The sequence below is a fragment of the Pseudomonas sp. 58 R 12 genome (assembly GCF_900005865.1).
GTDB classification, from domain to species: domain Bacteria; phylum Pseudomonadota; class Gammaproteobacteria; order Pseudomonadales; family Pseudomonadaceae; genus Aquipseudomonas; species Aquipseudomonas tritici.
Genome location: NZ_CVTP01000016.1, coordinates 644,704 through 657,103 on the forward strand (window position 1 = coordinate 644,704; position 12,400 = coordinate 657,103).

11 protein-coding genes are annotated in these 12,400 nt (G+C 59.2%); 4 read left to right on the forward strand and 7 right to left on the reverse strand.

Translation table 11 applies throughout. The annotated features are described in order from the left end of the window. Positions 1-56: 56 nt before the first annotated feature. Entirely contained in the window at positions 57-779 is a 723-nt protein-coding gene (locus BFP95_RS12285; protein ID WP_049710807.1) for a response regulator transcription factor, read from the reverse strand. 285 nt (positions 780-1,064) lie between these two features. Between BFP95_RS12285 and BFP95_RS12290 the strand changes: the two genes are divergently transcribed. Both BFP95_RS12290 and BFP95_RS12295 read left to right on the forward strand, forming a co-directional pair. Next, positions 1,065-2,003, forward strand: coding sequence for a FecR family protein (locus BFP95_RS12290; RefSeq protein WP_065910169.1), 939 nt, complete (start codon positions 1,065-1,067; stop codon positions 2,001-2,003). Beyond that, positions 2,000-4,279 (forward strand): CHASE2 domain-containing protein, encoded by a 2,280-nt coding sequence (locus BFP95_RS12295; protein WP_065910170.1) that lies wholly within the window; start codon positions 2,000-2,002, stop codon positions 4,277-4,279. The genes BFP95_RS12290 and BFP95_RS12295 overlap by 4 nt, the downstream gene beginning before the upstream one ends. Before the next feature lie 182 nt (positions 4,280-4,461). On the opposite strand, the gene BFP95_RS12300 is transcribed toward BFP95_RS12295, so the two are convergent. The 4 genes from BFP95_RS12300 to glyQ form a co-directional block, all read right to left on the reverse strand. Further along, complete coding sequence (locus BFP95_RS12300; protein ID WP_049710804.1) at positions 4,462-5,232, reverse strand: lysophospholipid acyltransferase family protein; 771 nt, start codon at positions 5,230-5,232, stop codon at positions 4,462-4,464. A gap of 81 nt (positions 5,233-5,313) precedes the next feature. Continuing rightward, entirely contained in the window at positions 5,314-5,850 is a 537-nt protein-coding gene (gene gmhB / locus BFP95_RS12305; RefSeq protein ID WP_175403036.1) for a D-glycero-beta-D-manno-heptose 1,7-bisphosphate 7-phosphatase, read from the reverse strand. A 2-nt stretch (positions 5,851-5,852) separates the two neighbouring features. Beyond that, the gene (glyS, locus tag BFP95_RS12310; RefSeq protein ID WP_065910172.1) at positions 5,853-7,907 is read right to left on the reverse strand and encodes a glycine--tRNA ligase subunit beta; all 2,055 of its coding nucleotides are present in this window, start codon (positions 7,905-7,907) and stop codon (positions 5,853-5,855) included. Beyond that, a complete protein-coding gene (glyQ, locus tag BFP95_RS12315) occupies positions 7,904-8,857 on the reverse strand; it encodes a glycine--tRNA ligase subunit alpha (RefSeq protein WP_003187265.1) in 954 nt (317 codons plus the stop codon). The genes glyS and glyQ overlap by 4 nt, the downstream gene beginning before the upstream one ends. A gap of 81 nt (positions 8,858-8,938) precedes the next feature. Between glyQ and BFP95_RS12320 the strand changes: the two genes are divergently transcribed. Next, entirely contained in the window at positions 8,939-9,496 is a 558-nt protein-coding gene (locus BFP95_RS12320; RefSeq protein ID WP_065910174.1) for a DNA-3-methyladenine glycosylase I, read from the forward strand. A gap of 40 nt (positions 9,497-9,536) precedes the next feature. Further along, a complete protein-coding gene (locus tag BFP95_RS12325; RefSeq protein WP_065875586.1) occupies positions 9,537-10,424 on the forward strand; it encodes a lysophospholipid acyltransferase in 888 nt (295 codons plus the stop codon). 130 nt (positions 10,425-10,554) lie between these two features. Here the strand turns inward: BFP95_RS12325 and BFP95_RS12330 are convergent, their stop codons facing one another. Both BFP95_RS12330 and trkA read right to left on the reverse strand, forming a co-directional pair. Next, on the reverse strand, positions 10,555-10,866 hold the full coding sequence (locus tag BFP95_RS12330; RefSeq protein ID WP_065875587.1) for a tetratricopeptide repeat protein: 312 nt from the start codon (positions 10,864-10,866) through the stop codon (positions 10,555-10,557). 139 nt (positions 10,867-11,005) lie between these two features. After that, positions 11,006-12,379, reverse strand: a complete 1,374-nt coding sequence (gene trkA / locus BFP95_RS12335) for a Trk system potassium transporter TrkA (protein ID WP_065875588.1) — start codon at positions 12,377-12,379, stop codon at positions 11,006-11,008. Positions 12,380-12,400: the final 21 nt, after the last annotated feature.

The window sequence follows — 12,400 nt, forward strand, 5'->3', positions numbered from 1 at the left end:
TTTATTGAGTGCAGATGGGTGACTTTCCAAATGCTCCACGTGGAACATCATCATTTTCAGTCTTGAGATGCCGCTGCCACACTCTCCAACCGATACCCGTACCCGTAGATCGTCAGCAACTGCCAACCGCGGTCTGCGGTCAACCCCAGCTTGTTGCGCAGCCGATAGATATGCGTATCGAGCGGCCGCGACGAGACCATTTCTTCATGGGTCCAGAACCGCTCGTAGAGATACTCTCGGGACAGTGGCCGCGCCAGGTTGGCAAACAAGCAGCTAGCCAGACGATACTCACGTTCGGTGAGGTTGATCGGTTTACCTGCGCGCGTCACGGTCAGTTCAGCATCGTCAAAGGTCAGGTCATTAAAACTCTGTACTTCGTGAGTTGCTGACTTCTGCAGGCCGTGGCGACGTAGAACCGCGGTGACTCGTGCTTTCAACTCATTAGGACGAAAGGGTTTGCTGACGTAATCATCGGCGCCGCTGTTCAGCGCAGTGACGATATCGCTCTCGGCATCACGGCTGGTGAGCATGATTACCGCGGGTGGCGACTCCATGTGTTCACGGGTCCAGCGCAGCAGCGCGATACCGGTGATGTCCGGCAGTTGCCAGTCGAGTATCAATAGGTCGAAGGTTTCGCGACGCAGTTGGCGTAGCAGGTCTTCACCGCGTTCGAAGCAATGCAGGGTCCAGGGCTGTTCGGCGGTGCTGGGGATTTGTCGCAGTGTCTGTTCCACCCGTCGCAATTCCGCGGGCTCGTCATCCAGTATTGCGACACGCATGAGTGGGTCCTTTCTTGAAGAGTACAGCAGCCGTCGGCCGGTTTATTTACAGGCACATACAGCGCAGATGCCGGTCTTTGAATCTGAATAATTGTGCTCAGATTCGTCGACCCCTTGGATCTCTCTATACGATGACATCAATGAGCTATTAACCCATTGAAAGTCTTCGATACCGATGGGGGAAAGATACCGGCTCCCGACCGTAAGGAAAAGGATCAGCCGACGCATGCGCTGTCGTAAACTCGTGTTCGCTGATGTCAGATGCCCTCTGGAATCCCAACCGTGATGAGCACCATGATCCTTTCCCCCAACTGCTTGCGCCTTGCCCTCCCCTCATTGTTGATCATGGTGTTCGGTTCTGTGGATGCTGCCGCCAAGATTCGCTCGCCTTACATTGATGACAACCAGCTGTGTCGCGCCCAGCCTTTGCCGGCAGTAGTCCTGCACCTCACGGGGGACGCCTGGAAGCTCGATCCCAAGGGCAAGGCGAGCCCTTTGCTTGAAGGCATGACCATTGATGAACAGGAAGGCGTGAAGACCTCGTCGACCGCGTTTGTCAGCCTGTTGCTCGGCGATGGTTCCCGTGTGGTGTTGCCCGCCAGCTCCCAAGTGCGATTGCACCTTGAGAAAAAGCTTTCGATTCCCCAGGTCGTGCTCGAACAGGGCCAGGCCGAGGCCTATGTGATCAAGCGCGCCAGTGACCACGACCGCTTTCAGATCGTGACGCCGGTGGGTGTACTGGGCGTGCGAGGTACGCACTTTCGGGTGCGCAATGATGCGGAGCAATCGGTGCTTGAGGTGTTGGAAGGCCAGGTAGCGGTCAAACGCGAGACGAAAACCAAGCCAGTGGAAAACGAAGTAAAAGTGGGTGCGCGGCAAGGTCTGCTTTTCAAGACACAGGGTGAACTGAAACCCGTGGAACTGCTCGCCGCACCGAAGCTTGTTGGGCAGGACGGTCAGAAAGGCGACGCTCCCGTCTGGAGTTTGTACCTTCGGCCTTTGCCCGGTGCCCAGCGATACCGTGCCCAGGTCGCCACTGATAGAGCCTTTATGAACATCAAGCAGGAAAATTTTTCCAGCGTGCCGAAAATGAGCTTCACTGGGCTCAAAGCCTCGTTTTATCACGTGCGGCTGTCGGCATACGATGAAAACGGCCTGGAGGGAGAAACCGGGGTCTATGACATCTTTTACTACCCGCCCACCACTCAGGCACATGAGCAATGATGCTCTGGCGCAAGACCGAGAAACGTCAACCTACCCATGCTCAGCGCCTGTTCCATGGCTTGGTGCGTGAGTGGTTATGGATTGGTTTGCTGCTGCTGCCCTTCACCGCTTATCTGTCATTGAGCCCAGGCCTGGCTCTGAATAACCCGTTGTACGACAGCCTGCGCCGTCTCACTCCCCTGCCGGTCGACCCGCGTATCCTGCTGGTGACCATCGATGATCCCAGCCTGAAAAAGCTCGGCCAATGGCCCTGGCCGCGAAGCCTGCACGCGGATCTGATCGACCGCCTGAGTGCCGCCCAGCCCGCGGGTATTCTGTTCGATGTGATCTTCAGTGAACCCGGCGATCCTGCACAGGATAAGCGCCTGGCCGATTCGGTCTGCAACGCCGGCAATGTCTTGTTGCCGCTGGTGCGCGAAGGTACGGCAAGCTACAGCCAACCCGGCGCGCAGATGCTGCCGTTGCTCAAATGTGCCAAGGGCGTGGGCCACATCAATGTGGAGGCGGACAGTGATGGCATAGTCCGTAGCTTGTATATGCGTGAAGGCCCACCCGATGCTACGGCGCCGCAACTGGCCTGGCTGGCCTACGAGATGAGCGGTGAGTTATCAGAGATGCCGGGTGAACCTCAGCGGTCGATCACCCAGCACTGGCATCGTGAACATGCAATCCGTATCCCGTTTATCGCGCCACATGCGCGTTTTCCCAGTGTGTCCTATGTCAGTGTCCTGCGCGGTGAGGTACCTCCCGAGCAGCTGCGCAATCGACTGATCCTGGTCGGGTCGACGGCTTCCGGGATGGGCGATCGGTTCGTTACACCACTCTCCTCCACGGTCGGCAACACGGCGGGCGTGGAGATCCAGGCCAACGTGCTGAATGGCTTGCTGCAAGGCCGCAGCATCGTTGATCTGCCGGGCTGGCTCGCGGCGCTGATGGCGACCTCCCTGGTGGCGTTGCTGCTGGGCCTGCTGCTCTACCGACCGCGCTATGCGCTCTGGATGACCCTGGGCTGCATGGCCATCTCTCTGCTGGGCGCCTGGGCGTTGCTGCGCCTCGGCCATTGGTGGTCGCCCGCGGCCTGTTTGATCGGCTTGTTGCTCAGCTACCTGATCTGGAACTGGCGTCGTCTCAGCGTGATCATCGCCTACTTCGGTTGGGAACTGACCCGCCTTGATAACGAGCCCAAAGTACTGCCCGAACGCCGCCGTGCGCCCGCCAGCAAAGGCGATGTGCTACAGGCGCGTATCTTTGCCCTGGAACAAGCCGTAAGCCGCACGCGCGACACACGACGCTTCATGTCCGATGGTCTGGAGTGCTTGCCGGTAGCGACGCTGATTACCGATCCCAAGGGCAATATCCTGCTGGCCAACCGCATCGCCCGCGAAGTGTTCGGTAATGTCCTGGTCAATGAAAACCTGTTGGAGCAACTGGCAGATCTCGGCTACCCGCCGCTGCACAATGGCGTCCGCCCTGCCCTCTCAGCGCTGGAGCTCGTCGAGTTCCGGGATATCCACCAGCGCAGCCTGCGCATGGAGCTTGCACCGTTGCTACCGGCCGAGGGCGATGTTGCACTTGGATGGCTGCTAAGCCTGACGGACTTGAGTAAGGAACGCGAAGCCCAGCAACACCGCGAGACCATGTTGCGGTTCCTCTCCCACGACCTGCGCGCACCGCATTCGGCGATCCTCGCGCTGCTGGATGTGCATAACGGCGAGTCACCGGTTTTCGCTCAGATCGAACAACAAGTGCGTCGCGCCTTGAGCCTCACCGAATCCTTCGTGCAACTGGCGAAAGCCGAAGCTGACGGTTACCAGTTCCAGCCAACGTTGTTCGCCATGTTGGTAATGGATGCCTTTGATCAAGTGGCAGTGATCGCCCAACTGAAGGGGATCCATCTGGTTCACGACCTGAATGAAGCCGATGAGGGTATGGTCTCGGCTGACCAGTCACTGCTTACGCGTGCGTTGTTCAACGTGCTTGAGAACGCCATCAAGTATTCGTCCTCCGGTACGACCGTGAGGTTGAGGAAAAGCAGCGCGCAAGGCTGGTTGGAATGTCGCATCAGTGACCAAGGCCCAGGGATTGCCGAAGAGGACTTGCCGGAACTGTTCAGCCAATACCGTCGCTTCGATTCAGCTCAGGGCAGCGAGGGATTAGGATTGGGACTGACCATGGTCAAAGCCGTGGTGGAGCGTCATGGTGGGCGCATCAGTTGCGAAAGCGTGGTGGGCAAAGGCAGCACTTTCAGCCTGCAACTGCCGCTGCTGGAAGACTGAAAAAATCGACTTTAGCGCTGTGCATAAAAAACCGGTCACAAGGACCGGTTTTTTTATGCTGAAAAAACTTATGCACGTTTTTCGTGATTTTATGAGCTTTTGAAATATCTAACAAAATCAAATTCTTATAAGACAAAAAGGGCAATTCGCCAACAATCCGTGCACAGCTTATCCACAGATACTCAGATCACGGGTGTGTCGACCACAATCGGCTCCGGCGGCAGCGAACCCATCGCCCGTTGCTGCGCTTGATTCCATGCCTGGGCACGGTCATTCAACGCGGCAATTGCCCGTGGACCTTCACCTTCGGCGTACATCGGTTCGCCAATGACCACCGTGATAGTCCCCGCGCGTTTGGCCCAGCCAGTCTTAGGCCAAAATTTGCCGGCATTATGCGCAATCGGCAGCACTGGCAGGTTGGCGTTGACCGCCAAAGCCGTACCTCCGCGCGAGAACTTGCCTACGGTGCCGAAGGGCACACGTGTACCTTCGGGGAAGATCAGTACCCAAACGCCATCCTTGAGCAGCTCGTCGCCCTTCTTGGCCACATGCTTGAGCGCTGCCTTGGGGTTGTCACGGTCAATAGCGATCGGACGCAACATGGCCATGGCCCAGCCGAAGAACGGCACGTACAGCAGCTCACGCTTGAGCACCTGGCTCAACGGCGAGAAGTACGCCGAAAGAAAGAACGTCTCCCAGGTGCTCTGGTGGTTCGACAGAATCACGCAGGGCTGGTCCGGGACATTTTCCGCGCCTTTGATCTCGAAGCGAATGCCCAGGAACACCTTGGTCAACCACAACGCGCAACGGCACCAATAGACATTGATAAAGCGATAACGCGCTTTGAATGGCAGGAACGGTGCAATAAAAAAGCTCAGGGTGCACCAGAGAAACGAACTGGTGCCCAGCAGCAGGTAAAAGAAAAAGGTTCTGATGGCCTGCAAAATCGACATGGCGGCATTTACCGTTGCGGGACAACGCCCGCCTGTTAAAAGCGCTCTCCCGAACATCCTTGGTCAGGAAGTCGAGGGCAGCTAGTTGTTGATAAGTTCTGCGGCCACGGCCGCCAGATCGTCAAAAATCAAAGTGCCTACCGGCAGGTTTTTCGCCTGGGTCTTTTCGCCTTTTCCGGTCTTAACCAAAACTGGCTGAGAGTCGACGGCTTTGGCCGCCTCCAGGTCACCGAGGCTGTCCCCGACGAACCATATCCCAGCCAAGGGCACCTTGTAATGTTCTGCAATGGTTTTCAACATGCCGGGTTTGGGTTTGCGGCAATCGCAGCCCTCATCCGGCCCGTGGGGGCAATACACCACCAACCCTACCTCGCCACCCTGCTCGGCCACCAAGGTGCGCAGGCGCGTGTGCATGGCGTCCAGGGTTGCGATGTCGTAGTAGCCACGGGCGATGCCGGACTGGTTGGTGGCGATGGCCACCGTCCAGCCGGCTTTGCTCAACTGCGCGATGGCCTCGATCGAGCCGGGCAGTGGAACCCATTCCGCCACCGACTTGATGTAAGCGTCGGAGTCGTAATTGATCACCCCGTCCCGATCGAGAATCAGCAGTTTCACCATGGTCAGCTCAGCGTCGAAATGTCAGCGATGTTGACGAACAAGCCACGCAGACGCGCGAGCATGGCGTAGCGGTTTTTCCGCACGCCTGCATCTTCGGCATTGATCATCACGGCTTCGAAAAACGCATCCACCGGCTCACGCAAGGTCGCCAGGCGCGCCAGTGCTTCGGCGTAATTACGCTCAGCGATCAGCGGTTTCACTGCGTTTTCAGCCTTGGCGATGGCTGAGTTCAGCGAGAACTCCTTGGCATCGGCGAACAGGCCAGGGTCGACGTCAGCGTTGCCCAGGCCTTCGGCCTTGCTCAGCAGGTTCGACACACGCTTGTTCACGGCAGCCAATGCGTCGGCTTCCGGCAGTTTGCGGAAGGCCTGCACGGCTTGTACGCGCTGGTCGAAGTCCAACGCCGAACCCGGTTGCAGGGCACGCACAGACAGGTACACCGACACATCCACGCCTTCATCTTCGTAGCGCGCGCGCAGGCGGTCGAACACGAATTCCAGCACTTGCTCGGCGAGGCCGGCTTGCTTGACCTTGGCACCGAACTGGCCGACCGCGAACACCACGGCCTGGGTCAGGTCGAGGTCCAGCTTCTTGTCGATCAGGATGCGCAACACGCCCAGGGCCGCACGGCGCAAGGCATACGGGTCTTTACTGCCGGTGGGCAGCATGCCGATACCAAAGATGCCAACGAGCGTGTCGAGCTTGTCAGCGATGGCCACGGCTGCACCGGTCAGGGTGCTTGGCAACTCAGCGCCAGCACCGCGCGGCATGTACTGCTCGTTCAGCGCCAAGGCAACGTCATCCGGCTCGCCGTCGTTGAGCGCATAGTAGTAGCCGGCAACACCTTGCATCTCCGGGAACTCGCCGACCATCTCGGTGGCCAGGTCGCACTTGGACAGCATGCCCGCACGCGCCGCCCAAGCAGCATCGCCGCCAATGCGTGGCGCAATATAAGCGGCCAGCTTGGAAACCCGCACGGCCTTGTCGTAGACGCTGCCGAGTTTTTCCTGGAACACCACGTTTTGCAGGCGCAGGTTGAAGTCTTCGAGCTTCTGCTTTTTGTCTTGCTTGAAAAAGAACTCGGCGTCGGTCAGGCGCGGGCGAACGACTTTCTCGTTACCGGCGATGATCTGCTGCGGGTCCTTGCTCTCGATGTTGGCCACGGTGATAAAACGCGGCAGCAACTTACCGTCAACGTCCAGCAGGCAGAAATACTTCTGGTTGTCCTGCATGGTGGTGATCAGCGCTTCTTGCGGCACATCGAGGAAACGTTCTTCGAACGAGCACACCAGCGGCACCGGCCATTCGACCAATGCGGTCACTTCGTCGAGCAGGCTTGGCGGCACGATAGCGGTGCCTTCCTGCAGGCGGGCCAGCTCCTCGGTGCGCTTGCTGATCAACTCGCGACGCTCATTGGCGTCGGCCAGCACGTAGGCGGCACGCAGGTCGGCGGCGTAGTTGGCCGGCGAAGTGATGCGCACAGCTTGCGGGTGGTGGAAGCGATGACCACGGGAATCACGACCTGCTGTTTGGGCGAGGATCGTGCAGTCGATGACCTGGTCACCGAGCAGCATTACCAGCCACTGGGTCGGACGTACGAACTCTTCTTTGCGTGCGCCCCAGCGCATGCGCTTCGGGATCGGCAAGTCGTTCAGCGAGTCTTCAACGATGGTGGGCAACAAGCTGGCGGTCGGTTTGCCAGTGATGACCTGGCTGAACCGCAGTTTCGGGCCGCTCTGGTCGATCTCGCTCAGCTCGACGCCACACTTCTTGGCGAAGCCAAGGGCGGCTTGAGTCGGGTTGCCTTCGGCGTCGAACGCAGCCTGGCGTGGCGGGCCGTCGATGTTGATGCTGCGGTCCGGCTGCTGGGTTTCCAGTGCGGTCAGCAGTACAGCCAGGCGACGTGGCGCGGCGTAGACCTTCTTCGCTTCGAACTTCAAGCCAGCGCTTTGCAGGCCTTTTTCGATACCGGCCAGGAACGCGTCGGCCAGTGTGTTGAGAGCCTTGGGTGGCAGCTCTTCGGTGCCCAGTTCAACCAGGAAATCTTGAGCACTCATTGTGCAGCCTCCAGCTTAGCCAACACTTCATCACGCAGGTCCGGGGTTGCCATCGGGAAGCCCAGCTTGGCGCGAGCCAGCAGGTAGGCTTGGGCGACGGAACGCGCCAGCGTGCGTACACGCAAGATGTATTGTTGACGCGCGGTCACCGAGATAGCACGGCGCGCATCCAGCAGGTTGAAGGTATGGGACGCCTTCAACACCATTTCATAGCTTGGCAACGGCAGCGGCTGGTCGAGTTCGATCAGGCGCTTGGCTTCGCTTTCATAGAAGTCGAACAGTTCGAACAGCTTGTCGACGTTGGCGTGTTCGAAGTTGTAGGTGGACTGCTCCACTTCGTTCTGGTGGAACACATCGCCGTAGGTGACCTTGCCGAACGGACCGTCAGCCCACACCAGGTCGTAGACCGAGTCCACGCCCTGCAGGTACATGGCCAGGCGCTCGAGGCCGTAGGTGATTTCGCCGGTCACCGGGTAGCATTCGATGCCGCCCGCTTGCTGGAAGTAAGTGAACTGCGTCACTTCCATGCCATTGAGCCAGACTTCCCAGCCCAGGCCCCAGGCGCCCAAGGTTGGCGATTCCCAGTTGTCTTCGACGAAACGGATGTCGTGCACCAGTGGGTCCAGGCCGACGTGTTTGAGCGAGCCCAGGTACAGTTCCTGGAAGTTGTCCGGGTTCGGCTTCAATACCACCTGGAACTGGTAGTAGTGCTGCAGACGGTTCGGGTTTTCGCCGTAGCGGCCGTCAGTCGGGCGACGACTGGGCTGCACATAAGCGGCGTTCCAGGTTTCCGGGCCGATGGCCCGCAGGAAGGTAGCGGTGTGGAAAGTGCCGGCGCCTACTTCCATATCGTAGGGCTGAAGTACCACACAACCTTGCTCGGCCCAGTATTGCTGGAGGGCGAGGATCAAGTCTTGGAAGGTACGCACGGCTGGCGTAGGCTGGCTCACGAAATTCACCTGTTACTTGGGCTGCGATTTAAAGAGCGGGAGTATACCCGATTCGGCCGCGCCACCATCCCCTGGAGCCTTATGCCACGCTGCTTTTGGTGTTCTGAAGATCCGCTGTACATGGCTTATCACGATCAGGAGTGGGGAACGCCGCTGCGCGATGCGCAGGGTTTGTTCGAGTTGCTTTTGCTCGAAGGGTTCCAGGCGGGCCTGTCCTGGATCACCGTTTTACGCAAACGCGAGCATTATCGAAAGGTCTTGTTCGGGTTTGATGCGCAACGGTTGGCGCAGTTGAGCGATGGCGAGATCGAAGCCCTGATGCAGGATCCTGGCATCGTGCGCAATCGACTCAAGCTCAACGCCACTCGACGCAACGCTGCGGCCTGGCTGGAATTGGACGACCCAGCGGGGTTGCTCTGGTCGTTTGTCGGCGGCAAACCCAAGGTCAATCATTTCAAGGACCACAGTGAAGTCCCGGCGATCACGCCCGAGGCCGAAGCCATGAGCAAAGCCCTGAAAAAAGCCGGCTTCGCCTTTGTCGGGCCAACCATTTGCTACGCGTTCATGCAGGCTTCGGGGATGGTCATGGACCACACTCAGGACTGCGACCGTTACGCGGACTTGGCCAACGCCGGTTAGAATGCCCGCTTTGCGCACCACACACGAACAGGAGTGACCTGTGGAAAAGTTTAAAGGCGCCTTGCTGGTAGGCGCTCTCCGGTTGTTTGCCCTGCTGCCTTGGCGCGCAGTCCAGGCCGTCGGCACGGCGATTGGCTGGATCATGTGGAAAACCCCCAACCGTTCCCGCGAGACGGTGCGGATCAATCTTTCCAAATGCTTCCCCGACATGGACCCCGCCGAGCGCGAAGCGTTAGTCGGCCGCAGCCTGATGGACATCGGCAAGTCCCTCACCGAAAGCGCCTGCGCCTGGATCTGGCCAGCCCAGCGCTCCATCGACCTGGTGCGCGAAGTCGAAGGCCTGGACGTGCTGCACGAAGCCTTGGCTTCGGGCAAAGGCGTGGTCGGCATCACCAGCCACCTGGGCAACTGGGAAGTGCTGAACCATTTCTATTGCAACCAGTGCAAACCCATCATTTTTTACCGGCCGCCCAAGCTCAAGGCAGTGGATGAGTTGCTGCGCAAGCAGCGGGTGCAACTGGGTAACCGGGTGGCGGCGTCGACCAAGGAAGGCATCCTCAGTGTGATCAAGGAAGTGCGTAAGGGCGGCCAGGTGGGTATTCCGGCGGACCCGGAGCCGGCGGAATCTGCGGGGATCTTCGTACCGTTCTTCGCCACCCAGGCGCTGACCAGCAAGTTTGTGCCAAATATGTTGGCGGGCCACAAAGCGGTCGGCGTGTTCCTGCATGCGCTGCGGCTGCCGGACGGTTCGGGTTACAAAGTGATCCTGGAAGCGGCGCCGGAAGATATGTACAGCACCGACACCGCCACGTCCTGCGCGGCGATGAGCAAGGTGGTGGAGCGGTATGTCGGCGCTTACCCGAGCCAGTACATGTGGAGCATGAAGCGCTTCAAGAAACGCCCGCCGGGTGAGGCGCGGTGGTACTGAGCCACCTCTGACTCAAGACCCGTGAAGATCTGATGTGAGAACTGGCTTGCCTGCGATGGCATCACCTCGGTGTAACTGAGAGACCGAGTTGCCTGCATCGCAGGCAAGCCAGCTCCCACAGAAGATCGGCTCAAGTTTGGCGATCGAGTTTCTTCAAGAACACCGTCATCTCTTTTTCGGCCTGTTTATCACCATGGGCCTGGGCCGCTTCGATGCCCTTCTCCCACGCCAGCCGTGCCGCTGCGCGATCCTCCAATCCCATATGTGCCTTGCCCAACAGCTTCCAAGCCGCCGAATACTTAGGATCGAACTCGACGCATTTGTGCAAATGCTCCGCTGCCTTGGCGTTTTCCTTCAAGTCCAGATAACCCTTGCCCAAACCAAAGCGAAGCAGTGAGTTATCCACGCCCTTGGCGAGCATTTTTTCCAGGGATTCGAGCATTTACTGTCACCTTGAGCGAAAGAAGGCTGTTGTGGCGAGGGAGCTTGCTCCCGCTCGAGTGCGAAGCGCTCGCAAAATCTACGGGACCGCTACGCAGTCCAACGGGAGCAAGCTCCCTCGCCACAGTGGAATACCCGATTTAGAAGAAGCTCAACCCCACGTGGAACAGTTTCTCCACATCGCGGATATGTTTCTTATCCACCAGGAACAGGATCACATGGTCCCCGGTTTCGATCACCGTATCGTCGTGGGCAATGATCACCTCTTCGTCACGAATAATCGCGCCGATGGTCGTCCCCGGCGGCAAGCCGATATCGCGGATGGCCTTGCCGATCACCTTGCTCGACTTCGAGTCACCGTGGGCAATGGCCTCGATGGCTTCCGCCGCGCCACGGCGCAGGGAGTGCACGCTGACGATGTCGCCCCGGCGCACGTGGGCGAGCAAGGTGCCGATGGTGGCCAGCTGCGGGCTGATGGCGATGTCGATATCGCCGCCCTGGATCAGGTCGACATAGGCCGGGTTGTTGATGATGGTCATCACCTTCTTCGCGCCCAGCCGCTTGGCCAGCAAGGAGGACATGATGTTGGCTTCGTCATCGTTGGTCAGGGCCAGGAAGATATCCGCGTCGGCAATGTTCTCCTCCATCAGCAGGTCGCGGTCCGAGGCGCTGCCTTGGAGTACGACGGTGCTGTCGAGGGTGTCGGACAAATGCCGGCAGCGTGCCGGGCTCATCTCGATAATCTTCACCTGATAGCGGCTTTCGATGGCCTCGGCCAATCGCTCGCCGATCTGCCCGCCGCCCGCGATGACGATGCGCTTGTAGGTCTCATCGAGTCGGCGCATTTCGCTCATGACGGCACGAATATTCGCCTTGGCGGCGATGAAGAAGACTTCGTCGTCGGCCTCGATCACCGTATCGCCCTGCGGCAGGATCGGCCGATCCCGCCGGAAAATCGCCGCGACGCGGGTTTCCACGTTGGGCATGTGCTCACGCAACTGGCGCAGTTGCTGGCCGACCAGTGGGCCGCCGTAATAGGCCTTCACCGCGACCAGTTGCGCCTTGCCGCCAGCAAAGTCGATTACCTGCAAGGCGCCCGGAATCTCGATCAGGCGCTTGATGTAATGGGTGACCACCTGTTCCGGGCTGATCAATACGTCCACTGGAATCGCGTCGTTGTCGAACAAACCGGCGCGGGTCAGGTAGGCCGCTTCGCGCACACGGGCAATTTTGGTCGGGGTGTGGAACAGGGTGTGAGCGACCTGGCAGGCGACCATGTTGGTTTCGTCGCTGTTGGTCACAGCCACCAGCATATCCGCGTCATCGGCACCGGCCTGGCGCAGCACCGTCGGGAACGACGCGCGGCCTTGTACGGTGCGGATGTCGAGGCGGTCGCCGAGGTTGCGCAGGCGCTCGGCGTCGGTGTCGACCACGGTGATGTCGTTGGCTTCGCTGGCCAAATGTTCAGCCAGCGTGCCGCCGACCTGCCCTGCTCCAAGGATGATGATTTTCATCCGGTCACTCCCTTAAAACCA

Bases quoted from the DNA above. Each gene is read 5' to 3' on its own strand.
- gmhB (WP_175403036.1), bottom strand. From the start codon at position 5,850: ATGGTGAAACTGCTGATTCTCGATCGGGACGGGGTGATCAATTACGAC.
- BFP95_RS12285 (WP_049710807.1), bottom strand. From the start codon at position 779: ATGCGTGTCGCAATACTGGATGACGAGCCCGCGGAATTGCGACGGGTG.
- BFP95_RS12300 (WP_049710804.1), bottom strand. From the start codon at position 5,232: ATGTCGATTTTGCAGGCCATCAGAACCTTTTTCTTTTACCTGCTGCTG.
- BFP95_RS12330 (WP_065875587.1), bottom strand. From the start codon at position 10,866: ATGCTCGAATCCCTGGAAAAAATGCTCGCCAAGGGCGTGGATAACTCA.
- BFP95_RS12295 (WP_065910170.1), top strand. From the start codon at position 2,000: ATGATGCTCTGGCGCAAGACCGAGAAACGTCAACCTACCCATGCTCAG.
- BFP95_RS12320 (WP_065910174.1), top strand. From the start codon at position 8,939: ATGCCACGCTGCTTTTGGTGTTCTGAAGATCCGCTGTACATGGCTTAT.
- BFP95_RS12290 (WP_065910169.1), top strand. From the start codon at position 1,065: ATGAGCACCATGATCCTTTCCCCCAACTGCTTGCGCCTTGCCCTCCCC.
- trkA (WP_065875588.1), bottom strand. From the start codon at position 12,379: ATGAAAATCATCATCCTTGGAGCAGGGCAGGTCGGCGGCACGCTGGCT.
- glyS (WP_065910172.1), bottom strand. From the start codon at position 7,907: ATGAGTGCTCAAGATTTCCTGGTTGAACTGGGCACCGAAGAGCTGCCA.